Source organism: Staphylococcus sp. FSL W8-0305 (assembly GCF_037966415.1).
GTDB classification, from domain to species: domain Bacteria; phylum Bacillota; class Bacilli; order Staphylococcales; family Staphylococcaceae; genus Staphylococcus; species Staphylococcus aureus.
In genome coordinates, this window is the sequence record NZ_CP150198.1 from 2,069,222 (window position 1) to 2,085,036 (window position 15,815).

The following is a 15,815-nucleotide window of genomic DNA, read 5'->3' on the forward strand; positions in this document are numbered from 1 at the left end:
TATACACTTACAAATATTGTGGGAAACGTGACATTTTCAAGTTTAAAATACGACACCAACATATTTTAACTATGAATGCTGTGATGGTACTAAAGTTGCGAACTCGTTATAGATAACTAGTGGATAATCACGATACGAAACCAAAGATAATTTGAAAAGTGAATTGAGCAACTCAGGAATAGATGTCACTGTTAAAGATGTTGAAAAGTATATGAATCGATATAATGAAGTTATGAAGGGAAAAATGGCGAAAAAGCTAAAAAGTTATGTTTGTCGTTACTACCTATTAATATCATAGTTGTCTTTATATTCTTTGTATTTATACTGTGAATAAAAATATATCTAGCCTGAAATAGAAATGTCATAGCCTATTTAAAAGACAATCTCCATTAGAACTAAGATGTGCATCCCGAAAGTTGGACTAAAAAACTAACTTTATGGGGTGTATTTTTATGCTAATCATCATAAATTCGAGATTAAGTTAAAGGTAGTTCAATAGTAATTAAACAATAAATTAAAAATAGTAGGATACTTACTTTGAGGGAAGAAAATTAACTGTATATATTTAATGTAGGAACAAGCGTAATGGCTTATCCTAATACAATCATTGTAGAAGAAATGATATTTTTAGGTTTAAAATACAACACCAGCAAACATTATAACTGTGATAGCTCATAAATCTCCCCATACAGCTAATCTAAAAAAATAATACATCATTGGAATCAAGACCCAAGCATGTAAATATTAAAAATCACAAAAGATATATGTAAAAAAGTTACAATTTGCATAATTAAATTGTGTCTAATTATTGACTAATTAAATTTTGCCAAATATAATATTAATTAATAATTTGAAATGGTTAGCGTATACACTTTAAATTCTCTTTGGAGAATATATTTTTTAAATAAAAATGTAAACGCTTTCTCATCAAATTAAACAATAGAAAGGATGGTCATTATGAGTGCTTGGTTAAGTAAATTATTTGAGTTTATTCCTCGAATAATTATCAATTTGTTTATCTAAAATAAAAAAATAGAGGTGCTGACAATGATGAAAAGTCAAAATAAGTATAGTATTCGTAAATTTAGTGTAGGTGCATCTTCCATTTTAATAGCTACATTACTATTTTTAAGTGGTGGACAAGCACAAGCAGCTGAGAAGCAAGTGAATATGGGAAATTCACAGGAGGATACAGTTACAGCACAATCTATTGGGGATCAACAAACTAGGGAAAATGCTAATTATCAACGTGAAAACGGTGTTGACGAACAGCAACATACTGAAAATTTAACTAAGAACTTGCATAATGATAAAACAATATCAGAAGAAAATCATCGTAAAACAGATGATTTGAATAAAGATCAACTAAAGGATGATAAAAAATCATCGCTTAATAATAAAAATATTCAACGTGATACAACAAAAAATAACAATGCTAATCCTAGGGATGTAAATCAAGGGTTAGAACAGGCTATTAATGATGGCAAACAAAGTAAAGTGGCGTCACAGCAACAGTCAAAAGAGGCAGATAATAGTCAAGACTTAAACGCTAATAACAATCTACCTTCACAAAGTCGAACAAAGGTATCACCATCATTAAATAAGTCAGATCAAACAAGTCAACGAGAAATTGTTAATGAGACAGAAATAGAGAAAGTACAACCGCAACAAAAGAATCAAGCGAATGATAAAATTACTGACCACAATTTTAACAATGAACAAGAAGTGAAACCTCAAAAAGACGAAAAAACACTATCAGTTTCAGATTTAAAAAACAATCAAAAATCACCAGTTGAACCAACAAAGGACAATGACAAGAAAAATGGATTAAATTTATTAAAAAGTAGTGCAGTAGCAACGTTACCAAACAAAGGGACAAAGGAACTTACTGCAAAAGCGAAAGGTGATCAAACGAATAAAGTTGCCAAACAAGGGCAGTATAAAAATCAAGATCCTATCGTTTTAGTGCATGGTTTCAATGGGTTTACAGATGATATTAATCCTTCAGTGTTAGCTCATTATTGGGGCGGTAATAAAATGAACATTCGCCAAGATTTAGAAGAAAATGGTTACAAAGCTTATGAAGCAAGTATAAGTGCTTTTGGAAGTAACTATGACCGCGCAGTTGAACTTTATTATTATATCAAAGGCGGTCGTGTAGATTATGGTGCAGCACATGCAGCAAAATATGGACATGAACGTTATGGAAAAACATACGAAGGAATTTACAAAGACTGGAAACCAGGACAGAAGGTACACCTTGTTGGACATAGTATGGGTGGTCAAACGATACGTCAACTAGAAGAATTACTGCGTAATGGTAGTCGTGAAGAAATAGAGTATCAAAAGAAACATGGTGGCGAAATTTCTCCACTATTCAAAGGTAATAATGACAATATGATTTCATCAATTACTACTTTAGGAACGCCACATAATGGAACGCATGCTTCAGATTTAGCTGGTAATGAAGCTTTAGTGAGACAAATTGTATTTGATATCGGTAAAATGTTTGGTAATAAAAATTCAAGAGTAGACTTCGGGTTGGCTCAATGGGGTCTAAAACAGAAGCCAAATGAATCATATATTGATTATGTCAAACGCGTTAAACAATCTAATTTATGGAAATCAAAAGATAATGGATTTTACGATCTGACGCGTGAGGGTGCAACAGATTTAAATCGTAAAACGTCGTTGAACCCTAACATTGTGTATAAAACATACACTGGTGAAGCAACGCACAAAGCATTAAATAGCGATAGACAAAAAGCAGACTTAAATATGTTTTTCCCATTTGTGATTACTGGTAACTTAATCGGTAAAGCTACTGAAAAAGAATGGCGAGAAAACGATGGTTTAGTATCCGTTATTTCTTCTCAACATCCATTTAATCAAGCTTATACAAATGCGACGGATAAAATTCAAAAAGGCATTTGGCAAGTAACGCCTACAAAACATGATTGGGATCATGTTGATTTTGTCGGACAAGATAGTTCTGATACAGTGCGCACAAGAGAAGAATTACAAGATTTTTGGCATCATTTAGCAGACGATTTAGTGAAAACTGAAAAGGTGACTGATACTAAGCAAGCATAATTTATAAAGTAAAGGGAGGAATTAATAATGACTGCAGACTTCTTTCAATTAATCGGATCATTATTTAGAATTCTAAAAGAGTTATTCAAGTAATACCTTGGCGGGACCCCAACAAAGAGAAATTGGATTCCCAAATTCTACAGGCAATGCAAGTTGGCGGGGCCCCAACAAAGAGAAATTGGATTCCCAATTTCTACAGACAATGCAAGTTGGGGTGGGACGACGAAATAAATTTTGCGAAAATATCATTTCTGTCCCACTCCCATTGGCATTTACGTAGTTTAAATGTGCAATTAGAATATATGTATAACAATATTAAACACGCGGTAAAACGAAGTCAGTCAATTCAAACTGATTTCGCCCACCGCGTGTTTTTAACATAGCTTAATAATTAATAAGCATTAATGTTCAATTTATATGGTTGTTTTCCAATAATAAACCTAAAGATATAGAATTCACGCAATATCATACCGACACCTATACATAATCCTAAAATGAATAGTAGTGATATCGCTAGAAAGACCATTGTATTATCCTCAAATATATTTGTATATGCAAACAATGAGTCTAGAATGATTGGATGTAATAAATAAATAAAGAATGAGAAAGCACTAATCATTTGAATCGTATTAAATAACATTGTTTTAAAATGCGTGCAAATACCCAAGATAACAATAAACATAATACTATTATATGGTGTTAATGAATATGAAAAGCTGGTAACGTTCCAATAGTCTCCATTTGCTAACGCAATAAACACAAAATAAGTAGCTACAGCTAATACAATCATAATAACTAAATAACGTTCTAAGAAATTTAAAACACGTTCGTAGTTATAACCCATATATGCACCTAAAAAGAAATAAAAAATCCATCCGAATATTATAGTGTTTTCACTTAATGGATAATAGTGTAGCACGGTATCGTGAAACGCTGTGTTGTTCGTAAAGTAATATAAAAATGATTGCTGTAAAATAAAAGATAACAATAATAATATTTTACTGTTGAATAGGTTATAGTTAATTTTAAAAATGATATAACTCAAAATAAAGAATTGCATGATAACAACGATAAAATAGCCATACCATTGACCTAATAGGACATTTTCAATAAATTGTTTTTGAAAACTTGTGTCAGTTAATAATGATTCACTATAACTGTAAAACAAACCCATTAATATGTAAGGAATCAATATATATTTTACGCGTGTAGTTAAGTATCTATAGGTGACTTTTTGGTAATTCAAGGTTGTCAGTAACTGTGACAAGATAATAAAGCAAGGTGTACCAAAAATGACAATATTACGAATATAGAACTGTAGTACTAAAGATCCTCCTTCCATATTCTCATGTTTTAAAGTAATTTGTGTTAATAAATGTGTAACAATAATAATTGCACATATAATGGCACGTAAATATACGAGCTCAAGTCTAATCTTTTTCATGGAATCCGTCCCATCTCTTAATTAAATGCTCAAAAGCATCATCACTAATTAATATTCTAGGGATGTAATAATCATTGGAGTTCGGAGTGACTGCTTTTTCCTCTAATGAAAAACCGTATTTTAACCCAGCTTTTTTGATTACCGGTAATTTATCGTCATTCATCAAGCCATAAGGATAGGCTATAGTTTTCTGCGACTTTTTAAAGTTTTTAGTTAGATATTTTTCACTTTTGTTTAAATCTTTTATGATTGTAGCTTCAGAAGCTTTCATTAATTTTGACTTATTATTTTTAGATAAGTTATGCATATCGTGGGTATGTGTTTCAAATTCCCATAACCCAGTTTTATACATTTCTTTTAGTTCTTTTTTACTAATCATATCGAGGTTGTGAAAGTTTTCTTCCCCAACATGACCTGTGATAATAAACCCAGTTGCCGGTATTTTATATTTTTTTAAGATTGGATAAGCATTTTCATAAATAGTTTCATCCATATCATCAAAGTTAATCCATACACTTCGTTTTGGAAACTTACCTTTTTTCTTGTAATATAAAAATTCTTTCAAAGTTAAAAATTTAGCATCATGTGATTTTAGCCATTTTATTTGAGATTCAAATTGTGATTGGCTAACACTATAATTTTTAATTTCTTTACTACTAGAAAAGAAGTAAATGAAATTATTCAGAAAATTCGCTTTTCTTACACGGTGATAATTTAATGCCAGAGCACTATTTTCTTTATATTTCAGTTTTTTAGGTGGATCGTCATCTGCATTTGCAATATGATGACCATCCAGTGTGCTTACAGGCAATATGATCAAGATACTCAACACTAAAATTATTAATTTTCTATACTTCACGATTCTCTTCCTTTCTGCCATTTTTGAATCAATATGCTAATTGTAAAAAAAACAAAAATGATAATCGCGAAAATGCCCATAGTTTCAAATATATCTAAAATTTCAGTATTTTCAATGTTTAAAGCAACACGTATTGTATTGATACTTTCGTCATGAATTTCAAATATAGTACCAATATAAACGAGTAGAACAACTAAACAATATATCCAAAAGACACACGATATAGCGATAAGTGCTGTTTCTCTTATAATGTTTAGCGATGATTTTAGCGTTGGGTATTCCCTCTGTCTGGGCTTGACCATGTTGCGTAACCACCTTTCTTACGTTTTAATGCTTTTGGAAATGCGACAAGAACTACTGCTGCGTTAATAATCCAGTATACTGTCGGATACCAACTTACAAATATGAGTCCAGCCATATTCTTTTTCTCGTAGCGACTATCAATAAAGAGTGCGACTGTAAATTGAATAACGTTTATAAAAGTCATAGTAAATGATGATAGTAGAAATATTGAAAAACTATATGTCATAAATGTATAGTCTAAGAAGTTTGCTGTTATGAACAAATAGCCTAAATATAGAAGCACTATATATACCCATAAAATTGAGATGATTTGCTCAAACATCAAAATATATAAAGGAAACCTTTTCGTTTTCATTGTGCTAAAAAAGTCTCGTAGTAATACTTCGTGTCCCCCTTGAGCCCATCTCACGCGTTGCTTCCAAAGACCTCCCAATGTTTCTGGAACCAACATCCAACACATGGCAAGCGGTTCATACTTAATACGATATCCACGTAAATGCAATTTCCAAGAAACTGCAATATCTTCGGTAATCATATCAGTATCCCAGTAGCCAACGTCGACAACTGCACTTTTTTTAAATAGAGTGAAGACACCCGAAATAGTATTGACTGCGCCAGCAAGTGTCTGACTTCGCTTAATACAGCCAATTAAACTTGCATATTCTATCGTTTGAATTTTACCTAAAATAGAACTCTTATTTCGAATTCTAGGATTACCTGTAACTGCACCAAGTTTTGGATCATGTTTGAAATTTTCAATCATATAATATGGTGCATCTTGATCAACGATAGTATCTGCATCCAAGCACATTACATAATCATATGAAGCCTGTTTAATGCCTTGATTGAGTGCATTGGCTTTACCTCTGTTTTCTTGTAAATCGACGAAAATAAAGTCATTATTTTCTTTAATTTTATAGATGAGTTCTGCTGTATTATCTGAACTTCCATCATTAATGATAATAATTTCTTTTTTCTCGTATTTGAGTGCAAGAACATTAGACAACGTATCTTCAATCGTTTCACTTTCGTTATAACAGGCAAGTAAAAATGTAATGCCTTCTAATTCATCCACATTTATGTCAGGCTTCTTGTTCAATGAATATCTAATTTCTCTAGTAAAATAGAAATAAATTGAACCGACAATCCAGTAAATAGACATAAATACAGGATAAAAAAGCAAAAAGTTAAAAAATTGCAATTTCTTTACCTACCTTTCGTTAGTTAGGTTGTAAGCCATATGGTAATTGATAGTATTTTAATTTGCAATAGATTGTTGTTATAATTAAACGGAAATATTTGTAATTGCAACTTAATTTTCCTGTAACATAGTGTGATTAATTTTCAGTAGGGGGTTTTAAAAATTGAAGGATAAGATTATTGATAACGCAATAACCTTATTTTCAGAGAAGGGGTATGACGGTACAACACTTGATGATATAGCTAAAAGTGTAAATATAAAAAAAGCGAGTTTATATTACCATTTTGACTCGAAAAAAAGTATTTACGAACAAAGTGTTAAATGTTGTTTTGATTACCTTAATAATATTATTATGATGAATCAAAATAAATCGAACTATTCAATTGATGCTTTATATCAATTCTTATTTGAGTTTATTTTCGACATCGAAGAAAGGTATATTAGAATGTATGTTCAATTATCTAATACGCCTGAGGAATTTTCTGGAAATATTTACGGACAAATACAAGATTTAAATCAATCATTAAGTAAAGAGATAGCAAAATTCTATGATGAATCAAAAATAAAGATGACAAAAGAAGACTTTCAGAATTTAATATTGCTGTTTCTTGAAAGTTGGTATTTGAAAGCATCCTTTTCGCAAAAATTTGGAGCAGTGGAAGAAAGTAAAAGTCAATTCAAAGATGAAGTGTATTCGCTACTAAATATATTTTTGAAGAAATAATTTTTGTTACTAGTTTGTAATAATTAACTTACTTTTGTAAAAAAAGACATGAGATTATTTTTTTAAATCTATATAAAGTTGACAATACAACTCGAAATTGAGAATATTAAGATGTATATGAATTTTATAAATTAAATACAATACATTAATATAAATATCAATTGTTGCAAAATACGATTTGTTCAATGATTTGATAATATTATTCTTTATATTTGTGAATGGTTAAGTTTGTCTTTGAACATATTATAAAAGTGTAATGTTCCCCTGAAAAGAATAAGTTGTCATCTAATTACAGGAAATCCGCATAAATTAGATGAAATGGAAAGTAATAATTAATAATTTATTGATAAGCGCCTATGTGATGGTAAATCATGACATAGGCGCTTTTTTTATAAGTTTAAAATGTAAATAAAAATTATATAAATTACCCACATCTTTTTAAAAGATGTGGGCTTTATCATCATTAACCCAACTCACAGTGACGGGTTACGCAAAGTATTGAATTACCGAGTACGGGCACGCTCGGTGTTGTAAAGAGCAAATAATCAAGTAATGATGCTGCTTCTACTCGATTATAAGAAAGCCATAATAGAGACGATGGTATCTAGGTTTATTACTGATAGGTTTGGATATTTGAAGTTGGGCAATATTATATCTCAAACGAAAATATAAATAAATTATACATAACGACCAAGAATCATGATATAATTTTAAACGATAAAATATTTATATAAAAAATTAGAGAAAATGTAGTTGTGTATTTTTGTGGTCGTTAAACTAGATATAATTGTCCGATTTATAAAACATACATAATGAATACAATGATTGATTATGTGGAGGAAACCATGAAAGAAAAGTTTGATTTAGTAAAACTATTAAATATTCTAAAGAAGAATATTAAATTATTGCTTATTTTACCGGCAATATGTCTTGTAGTAAGTGCGGCATTAACCTTTTTTGTTATGCCTGACAAATATACTGCTTCTACTCAAATATTAGTAAACATGAAAAAGTCCTCAAGTGATTTAGCTTTCCAAAATGTTCAAAGTAGTTTGCAGTCTGTTAATACATATACGGAAATTATCAAAAGTCCAAGAATTCTAGATAAAGTATCTAGAGAGTTTGATGGTCAGTATTCAACAGCTGAGTTGAATTCGTTTTTAAAAGTAACCAATCAAACAAACTCTCAAATTATTACTGTATCAGTTACAACTGGGAATAAATCTGAATCTGACAAAATTGTTAATAGAATATCTAAAGTTTTTGCACATGACATGCCTAAAATTATGAGTGTTGATAATGTTACAATACTTTCCTCAGCACATGATAATGCTGTAAAAGTATCTCCAATAGTATCTGTTAACTTAGTAATCAGTATCATTGTTGGTATTGTTTTAGCAATATTGATTATTTTCTTAAAAGAATTATTAGATAAGCGTATTAAGACGGAAGAAGATGTTGAATCGCAACTAGGATTACCTATTTTAGGTTCAATACAAAAATTTTAATTTACGAGGAATTACCATGACGAATACACGAAGAAGTACATCAAGTTTAATTGTCCATGAACAACCAAAGTCACCTATTAGCGAGAAATTTCGAGGCATAAGATCAAATATTATGTTTGCAAATCCTGACAGTGCAGTTCAAAGCATTGTAATCACTTCAGAGACACCAGGCGCAGGTAAGTCTACAATTGCAGCAAATTTAGCAGTTGCATATGCACAAGCAGGATATAAAACATTAATCGTAGACGGGGATATGCGTAAACCTACGCAGCACTATATTTTTAATTTGCCAAATAATGAAGGCCTATCAAGTTTATTGCTAAATTGGTCAACTTATCAAGACAGTATTATCTCAACTGAAATTGAAGATTTAGACGTCCTGACGTCTGGACCGATTCCGCCAAATCCATCAGAGTTAATCACATCAAGAGCATTTGCGAATTTGTATGACACATTATTGATGAATTATAACTTTGTAATTATCGATACGCCACCAGTGAACACAGTTACAGATGCGCAATTATTTTCAAAGTTTACCGGCAATGTTGTCTACGTAGTTAATTCGGAAAATAATAATAAAGATGAAGTTAAAAAAGGAAAAGAACTTATTGAAGCAACAGGTGCTAAATTATTAGGTGTAGTCTTAAATAGAATGCATAAAGATAAAAGTGCTAGTTACTATGCATATTATGGGACTGATGAATCATGATTGATATTCATAACCATATATTAGTTGATATAGATGATGGTCCTAAGACAATTGAAAAGAGTATTGCACTATTAAAGCAAGCTAAGGATGAAGGTGTAACAAGTATTGTAGCGACACCTCATCATTTGCATCCGAGATATGATAATACATTTCAACAAGTGCTTGTGAAATTGGCGGAGTTAAGAACGCATCCAGAAGTTCAAGCATTGGATATTAAATTATTTCCCGGGCAAGAAATTAGAATTACAGATTCGATTCTGCAAGGCTTAGATAATGGTAGTATTCAAGGTATTAATCGTTCGAAATATTTACTAATTGAATTTCCAACGGGCGAAGTACCACATTATACAAAACAATTGTTTTTTGAAATACAATCGAGAGGCTACATACCAATCATTGCACATCCTGAAAGAAATAGAAGTATCGCCAAAAATCCAGAAATATTATATGAACTTGTTGCAAATGGGGCATTGAGTCAATTAACATCGAGTTCTTTAGTTGGTGGATTTGGAAAAAACATTCAAAAGTTATCATTACAATTTATAGAATGTAATTTGGCTCATTTTGTAGCTTCAGATGCACATTCATGTGACCAAAGACCATTTTTGATGCAAGAATTATTTCACAATCATAAATTGAAGAAATATTCGAATGACATTGAAGCATTACTTCGAAATGCCAGTTCAGTAATCAATGATAATTTTGTTTATCTAGACAGACCGACTAAGCCAGGAAAAGTGAAGTCGTTTTTGAAATGGTTTTAACTAAATATATTTTTTCGAATTAGACTGGTATACATGTACCAGTCTTTTTGAGTATGCTTAAAATGAATTATAATTATGATTATTTGCTAATTCGTATAATACAACTTGTCTAATTGATTAAGGTGAATGGCTTTTAATAAAAAGACTCGTTTTTTATAGTGAAGGTAGTTTGAAAATAATGAATATAATGATGAAGGTATTATATTTGATATATAAGGCTAAGGAAGTGTTTTTATGGTATTAAGAAAAGTAATCATGCAGGACTTAGATCAAATTATTGCACTTGAAAATATTGGTTTTTCACCGGAAGAAGCTGCAACACCAGAGGCATTGAAATTGAGAATTGTACAAATTCAAGAAACTTTTATTGTAGCTGAAAAGAATGATGAAGTGATTGGATATATCAACGGTCCTGTCATAAAAGAGCGTTACATTAGCGATGATTTATTTAAAAATGTCCCCGCAAATAATAGTGAAGGTGGTTATATTAGTGTGTTAGGTCTTGTTGTAGCACCAAATTATCAAGGTCAGGGTATTGCAGGTCGCTTACTAAACTATTTTGAAAATCTTGCTAAGAATCAACATCGACATGGTGTAACGTTAACATGTCGAGAATCATTAATTTCTTTTTATGAAAAATATGGTTATCGTAATGAAGGTGTATCAGAATCATGTCATGGCGGTATTAAATGGTATAACCTTGTTAAAAATATAAAAAAGGATGATGAGGTGTAAATATGGCAGTTGTTTATGTAGCAGGAGGGTGTTTATGGGGTGTTGAAGCATTTTTCACAACAATACCTGGAATTATACATACAGAAGCAGGAAGAGCAAATGGAAGAAGCTCTAAATTAGACAGTCCGTATGATGGTTATGCTGAATGTGTCAAACTTCATTTTGATGATCGTATGTTAACAATTACAGACATCATGAATTATTTATTTGAAATTATTGATCCATACAGTGTGAATCGACAAGGAAATGATATTGGAGAAAAGTATCGAACGGGTTTATATAGTTGTGTAGATGACCACTTAATTGAAGCGCGTCAGTTCATTGAACGACGTAAAGACAGAGATAAAATTGCAGTGGAAGTCTTACCGCTGTCTAACTACATTAAAAGTGCTGAAGAACATCAGCAACATTTAGAAAAATATCCAGAAGATATGCATATGTGTCATATTTCAATAGATTTGCTAAATAAATACAAGTGATTTTCAGAGGAGAATAGATGTTTAAATTAACCGAAATCGGAGAAATACCTAGATATACTAAGAAAAGAGGTAGGTATTATGCATACGTTTGATGCACAATCATTAACTGCTAGAGAAAACTATAAATTATTAATTGGTTCAATTATTCCACGACCTATAGCTTTTGTTACAACATTAAATCAAGATGCATCAGTAAATGCAGCACCATTTAGTTTTTTTAATATAGTTAATAATCATCCGCCAATGATTGCTATTGCAGTTCAACGTGCAGGAGGTAAGAGAAAAGATACTGCATTGAATATAGAACGGACTGGAGACTTTGTTGTGCATATTACAGACGAAGATAATGTTCAAGATATTAATGAGACTGCAGCGCCGTTAGCATATGGTGACAGTGAGTTGAGTCGTACAGAATTATCACTTTTAACATCTACAACGATTAAGACGCCAGGAATTAAAGACGCGAAAATGAGATTCGAATGTAAACTATCGCAAATGATATTGCTTGGAGATGTATTAGATGGGGCTGACTTAATAATAGGCGAAATTGTAACTTATCATATTGATGACAGTATTTATGAGGGTAATTTTAAAATCAATCCACACGCATTACAGGCTGTTTCTCGTTTAGCCGGAAATGATTATGCTAAATTAGGGGGAATATTTACAATAGATAGACCTGAAAAATAACAAAACACATGCTATAGCGGTGTACCGTTTATGGATTGTATCAAAAGTACACAGGTGCTAAAGTATGTGCTTCTAAAATGAAGACTATTTTTTATTACAAGAAAATGTATCTAGTAAACTTAAAGTAGCAAGACCTAATAAATCTAATGCATGTTGTGCACCTTTTTTACCTTGGCCAGCTTCGAAATGTTTGTAAGCAGCTGCACTTAAAATACCTATTGTTGATAGCGAAGCAAGGCGAGAAATGTTTTTATTGATAAAGCTAGCTGAGTATAAAGCAGCAGTAGTTGCTTCTGCAATGCCGACGTATTTTACAAGTTCTTTTTGCAAACCAAAAGTATGTTCAAACAGTTCAATCATACCCTTATCTTCTTGCAATTTAGGTTTACTGGCTTGGTATAGCTCTTTCGCAAGTTTTAAATTGGTCACGTAACGTAAAATCATATTTTTATTCCTCCCAATATTTGATTTTTTGAAAAACGGTTGTTTTATCATTTTACCCGTTTCTTCAAAAATGAATCTCTTATGTAACATGTGTAGTTCAGGAATGTTTGCTATGGAAATATAATTCTGTTCACTCAAAATGTATGAAATTAATGTGTAGTTTTATCGAGTTGCTATTTTAATTTGGTTAGATTGTTTTTTAGAGAAGCGGTACTATTTTTAAGTGCATCAACAGATTTACCTTCGTTTTGAGACATTGCGTTTATAACAGCATGAAGTTCCGTTTCTAACATGTCGGCGTCACCTTTAGCATTAGAACTTAATACTTTAATATCTCTTAAAAGGCTATCTGATAGTAGTGCATTTTTGCCAGCTACCAATTTCGAATTGTAATTCCAACCGCTACTTAACTCAATAGCATCTAAATGGGTTATATGATTATTTGTTCTCATTATACTTTCCTCCCTCGATGGAAATTACATTAGTATCCGATTTTAAACGGCCATTTCCATCTACCATTGACGGGGAAACATCATCTTTATAAAACTGTACAAATTTTGTGCTAGGATATGATTGCATAACGTCATTTATAGATTTTTGTAGGTTCCAAACATAGTTAGCAACAGTCTCTCTGTTCTCACCTTTATCGTAATAGGCAATAAACTCGGACTTCATATTTTTTTGTATTTGAGGATATTTATTAATCAAAGATTGTAATTGTTGATTTAATGCATCTCCTTTTAAGTGCATAACAGGTTTGAATTCTTTTTTGAACTTATCCAAATCATCGATACTGTCTGTGTTGAAATTCAAAAATTGTTTAGTAACACCATTGAATTCTTGTTTCTTTTGAAGTTTTTCATTCATGGCATAATAACCGTTTTTCTCAACTTCTGATTTGAATTTTAATCGAGCTTGTTCAATTTCAGGTTCATAACGCTTATACATCATGGCTGCAACTGCCGCTGATGTTTCATTTATATGACCAGGTGTAAATGTTGTGATAGCTATGCCATTTCCAGACTCAACAAATATCAGTCTAAATTGAAAGGGAACGTCATAATTGACAGTACCGACGACTACTAAACCATCTACCTTACTTTTTCGCTAAATCCAGATTTATTAGTATAGGCCTCAACTAAATTAATTTTACAATCATAACCAAATGTATCTTTCACATAGTCTTTATATTTTTTTATCGCTTCACCTTTATGTTTTTTCAGAAATACTTCATTTCTTTTTTTATGTTCACCAATATATTTACCATCATAATTTTTGACGCTAACCGTCTTTGGAATATCTTTTGTTTGGTTCTTTGATATGAAAGAGCAACCGCTTATTATGATTGATGTGCATAATAAGATTCGCATAATTTTTCTCATATCTTCATTAGCTCCTTTGTATTAGCTGTTTTTCAGTTGATAGGCAAATTATACAAAAACTAAAATAATGTTATTCAATATTATTATAAGCTAATCTTGATTATATTAACTAATATTAATTAAATTAACAAAAAACATCATTAAATATTAATTGCATAAATCCTTATCTAAAATTTTCGAATCAAGAACACAAATTATAAGCAACCACGTCATATATAGTTTCTTCTTATAAATAAATTGATTATTTATATTAGACGCTTATGTCATGAGAGCGTAACCTTAAATGTAATTACTAATAAGGGGTGAGGATAGAATGAATTATTCGCCGAAGCAAGGTGTAAGGAGTCATGGCTTACCACACGATCCATTTAAAAGTAGTACAGTACCACGTCCAATAGGGTGGATCTCTACTGTATCGAAAGATGGGAAAGATAATTTAGCACCTTATAGTCAGTATCAAAACTTAACATGGGATCCGCCTATGGTTATGTTCGCAGCAAATCAATCTGTTCTTGGTGATCATGAGCGTAAAGATACAGTAAAAAATGCAGAAGAGACAGGGTGGTTTGTATGGAACATGGCCACGTATGATTTAAGAGAAGCTGTTAATTTATCGTCGAAGGCACTACCACCTGAAGAGGATGAATTTGAATATGCAGGTGTGACGAAAGAAGCATGTATAGAAGCACCAGGTTATCGAGTCAAAGAATCGCCAGTACATTTTGAATGTGAGTACGTTCAAACGATTCGTATTCCGACAGGAGACACTGTATCAACCGTTGATATTGTTATAGGAAGAGTTGCTCAGGTTCATATTGACGATAAGTTCATTCTTGATAATGGTAAATTAGACATTAAGTCGATTAAACCTATTGCTAGGTTAGGATATTATGATTACACGGTTGTGAATGAAATATTTGAAATGAAAGCACCATCAGCTTCTAAAGAAGAGCTTGCAGGTTTAGAAGGAAGAAATTTTGATAATCAATCAGATAACAAGGAATAGTGAATTCAATCATTTTCAATACATCGAAACTACACATTGAAATTAGTTTCGATGTATTTTTATATTTCAAAACCGGGAAGCGATATGTCGCTATATTTATAATTTCAAAGAAGAATTTTTTAGAAATTCAGATATATAACACTAGGTTTATTGAAAATATATTGATATTACTTTAATATTAAAGATGTAATATAAATATAATATTTATCTTTTAGTTGTAAATTGACTATTAATGAATAAAAGGTGGATGATAAATACATTTTAATAAAAAGACATTTTTACTAAATAAGTAAAAGTTATCTAAATTGATAAACATTGATTTCAAAATTATATAAACATAATAAGGCATGTTATTCAGAATATAGTTAAAATATTATACTAAATCCCACACAATAAAGAAAGCGATTTCATCAAAGAATATACTTTTGAGAAAAAATGGATTTTGACAAATTAAGTATTTTTTATTTAAAAAAA

Annotated in this window: 15 protein-coding genes and 2 pseudogenes; 10 read left to right on the forward strand and 7 right to left on the reverse strand. The window is 31.0% G+C overall.

Annotated features, from left to right (window positions below; translation table 11 throughout):
• Positions 1 to 119 precede the first annotated feature (119 nt).
• A pseudogene (locus NST10_RS10055) lies at positions 120 to 330 on the forward strand (hypothetical protein).
• A 720-nt stretch (positions 331 to 1,050) separates the two neighbouring features.
• Positions 1,051 to 3,093: a YSIRK domain-containing triacylglycerol lipase Lip1 gene (lip1, locus tag NST10_RS10060; protein ID WP_000842032.1), complete on the forward strand. Its 2,043-nt coding sequence runs from the start codon at positions 1,051 to 1,053 to the stop codon at positions 3,091 to 3,093.
• A 391-nt stretch (positions 3,094 to 3,484) separates the two neighbouring features.
• Here the strand turns inward: lip1 and icaC are convergent, their stop codons facing one another.
• Genes icaC through icaA form a run of 4 tightly spaced genes read right to left on the reverse strand, consistent with a single transcriptional unit; the run spans position 3,485 to position 6,900 of the window.
• Positions 3,485 to 4,537 carry a polysaccharide intercellular adhesin biosynthesis/export protein IcaC gene (gene icaC / locus NST10_RS10065; RefSeq protein ID WP_000723844.1) on the reverse strand — a complete coding sequence of 351 codons (1,053 nt, stop codon included), beginning with the start codon at positions 4,535 to 4,537 and terminating at the stop codon, positions 3,485 to 3,487.
• Positions 4,524 to 5,396, reverse strand: coding sequence for an intercellular adhesin biosynthesis polysaccharide N-deacetylase (icaB, locus tag NST10_RS10070; protein ID WP_000877367.1), 873 nt, complete (start codon positions 5,394 to 5,396; stop codon positions 4,524 to 4,526). The genes icaC and icaB overlap by 14 nt, the downstream gene beginning before the upstream one ends.
• Complete coding sequence (gene icaD, locus NST10_RS10075; RefSeq protein ID WP_000240578.1) at positions 5,393 to 5,698, reverse strand: intracellular adhesion protein IcaD; 306 nt, start codon at positions 5,696 to 5,698, stop codon at positions 5,393 to 5,395. The genes icaB and icaD overlap by 4 nt, the downstream gene beginning before the upstream one ends.
• Positions 5,662 to 6,900: a poly-beta-1,6 N-acetyl-D-glucosamine synthase IcaA gene (icaA, locus tag NST10_RS10080; RefSeq protein ID WP_001159430.1), complete on the reverse strand. Its 1,239-nt coding sequence runs from the start codon at positions 6,898 to 6,900 to the stop codon at positions 5,662 to 5,664. The genes icaD and icaA overlap by 37 nt, the downstream gene beginning before the upstream one ends.
• Before the next feature lie 163 nt (positions 6,901 to 7,063).
• On the opposite strand from icaA, the gene icaR reads away from it, so the two are divergent.
• The 7 genes from icaR (at position 7,064) to NST10_RS10115 (ending at position 12,509) form a co-directional block, all read left to right on the forward strand.
• Positions 7,064 to 7,624: an ica operon transcriptional regulator IcaR gene (gene icaR, locus NST10_RS10085; RefSeq protein WP_000653261.1), complete on the forward strand. Its 561-nt coding sequence runs from the start codon at positions 7,064 to 7,066 to the stop codon at positions 7,622 to 7,624.
• An 845-nt stretch (positions 7,625 to 8,469) separates the two neighbouring features.
• Positions 8,470 to 9,132 carry a YveK family protein gene (locus NST10_RS10090; RefSeq protein ID WP_000659677.1) on the forward strand — a complete coding sequence of 221 codons (663 nt, stop codon included), beginning with the start codon at positions 8,470 to 8,472 and terminating at the stop codon, positions 9,130 to 9,132.
• A gap of 16 nt (positions 9,133 to 9,148) precedes the next feature.
• Positions 9,149 to 9,841, forward strand: a complete 693-nt coding sequence (locus tag NST10_RS10095) for a CpsD/CapB family tyrosine-protein kinase (RefSeq protein WP_303661251.1) — start codon at positions 9,149 to 9,151, stop codon at positions 9,839 to 9,841.
• Positions 9,838 to 10,605, forward strand: a complete 768-nt coding sequence (locus NST10_RS10100) for a tyrosine-protein phosphatase (protein WP_000565312.1) — start codon at positions 9,838 to 9,840, stop codon at positions 10,603 to 10,605. The genes NST10_RS10095 and NST10_RS10100 overlap by 4 nt, the downstream gene beginning before the upstream one ends.
• Before the next feature lie 234 nt (positions 10,606 to 10,839).
• Positions 10,840 to 11,340, forward strand: coding sequence for a GNAT family N-acetyltransferase (locus NST10_RS10105; RefSeq protein WP_000244276.1), 501 nt, complete (start codon positions 10,840 to 10,842; stop codon positions 11,338 to 11,340).
• Positions 11,341 to 11,342: 2 nt separating this feature from the next.
• A complete protein-coding gene (locus tag NST10_RS10110) occupies positions 11,343 to 11,819 on the forward strand; it encodes a peptide-methionine (S)-S-oxide reductase (RefSeq protein ID WP_000301935.1) in 477 nt (158 codons plus the stop codon).
• 78 nt (positions 11,820 to 11,897) lie between these two features.
• Positions 11,898 to 12,509, forward strand: a complete 612-nt coding sequence (locus NST10_RS10115) for a flavin reductase family protein (RefSeq protein WP_000556740.1) — start codon at positions 11,898 to 11,900, stop codon at positions 12,507 to 12,509.
• 84 nt (positions 12,510 to 12,593) lie between these two features.
• Here NST10_RS10115 and NST10_RS10120 read toward each other — a convergent pair whose 3' ends face one another.
• The 3 genes and pseudogenes from NST10_RS10120 to NST10_RS10130 all read right to left on the reverse strand — a co-directional run bounded on the left by NST10_RS10120 (position 12,594) and on the right by NST10_RS10130 (position 14,335).
• Complete coding sequence (locus tag NST10_RS10120; RefSeq protein WP_000603493.1) at positions 12,594 to 12,953, reverse strand: hypothetical protein; 360 nt, start codon at positions 12,951 to 12,953, stop codon at positions 12,594 to 12,596.
• A 173-nt stretch (positions 12,954 to 13,126) separates the two neighbouring features.
• The gene (locus tag NST10_RS10125; protein WP_339209795.1) at positions 13,127 to 13,405 is read right to left on the reverse strand and encodes a hypothetical protein; all 279 of its coding nucleotides are present in this window, start codon (positions 13,403 to 13,405) and stop codon (positions 13,127 to 13,129) included.
• A pseudogene (locus NST10_RS10130) lies at positions 13,392 to 14,335 on the reverse strand (hypothetical protein). The gene NST10_RS10125 and the pseudogene NST10_RS10130 overlap by 14 nt, the downstream one beginning before the upstream one ends.
• A gap of 313 nt (positions 14,336 to 14,648) precedes the next feature.
• Here NST10_RS10130 and NST10_RS10135 point away from each other — a divergent pair.
• Positions 14,649 to 15,341 (forward strand): flavin reductase family protein, encoded by a 693-nt coding sequence (locus NST10_RS10135; RefSeq protein WP_001109876.1) that lies wholly within the window; start codon positions 14,649 to 14,651, stop codon positions 15,339 to 15,341.
• The last annotated feature ends 474 nt before the right edge of the window (positions 15,342 to 15,815 follow it).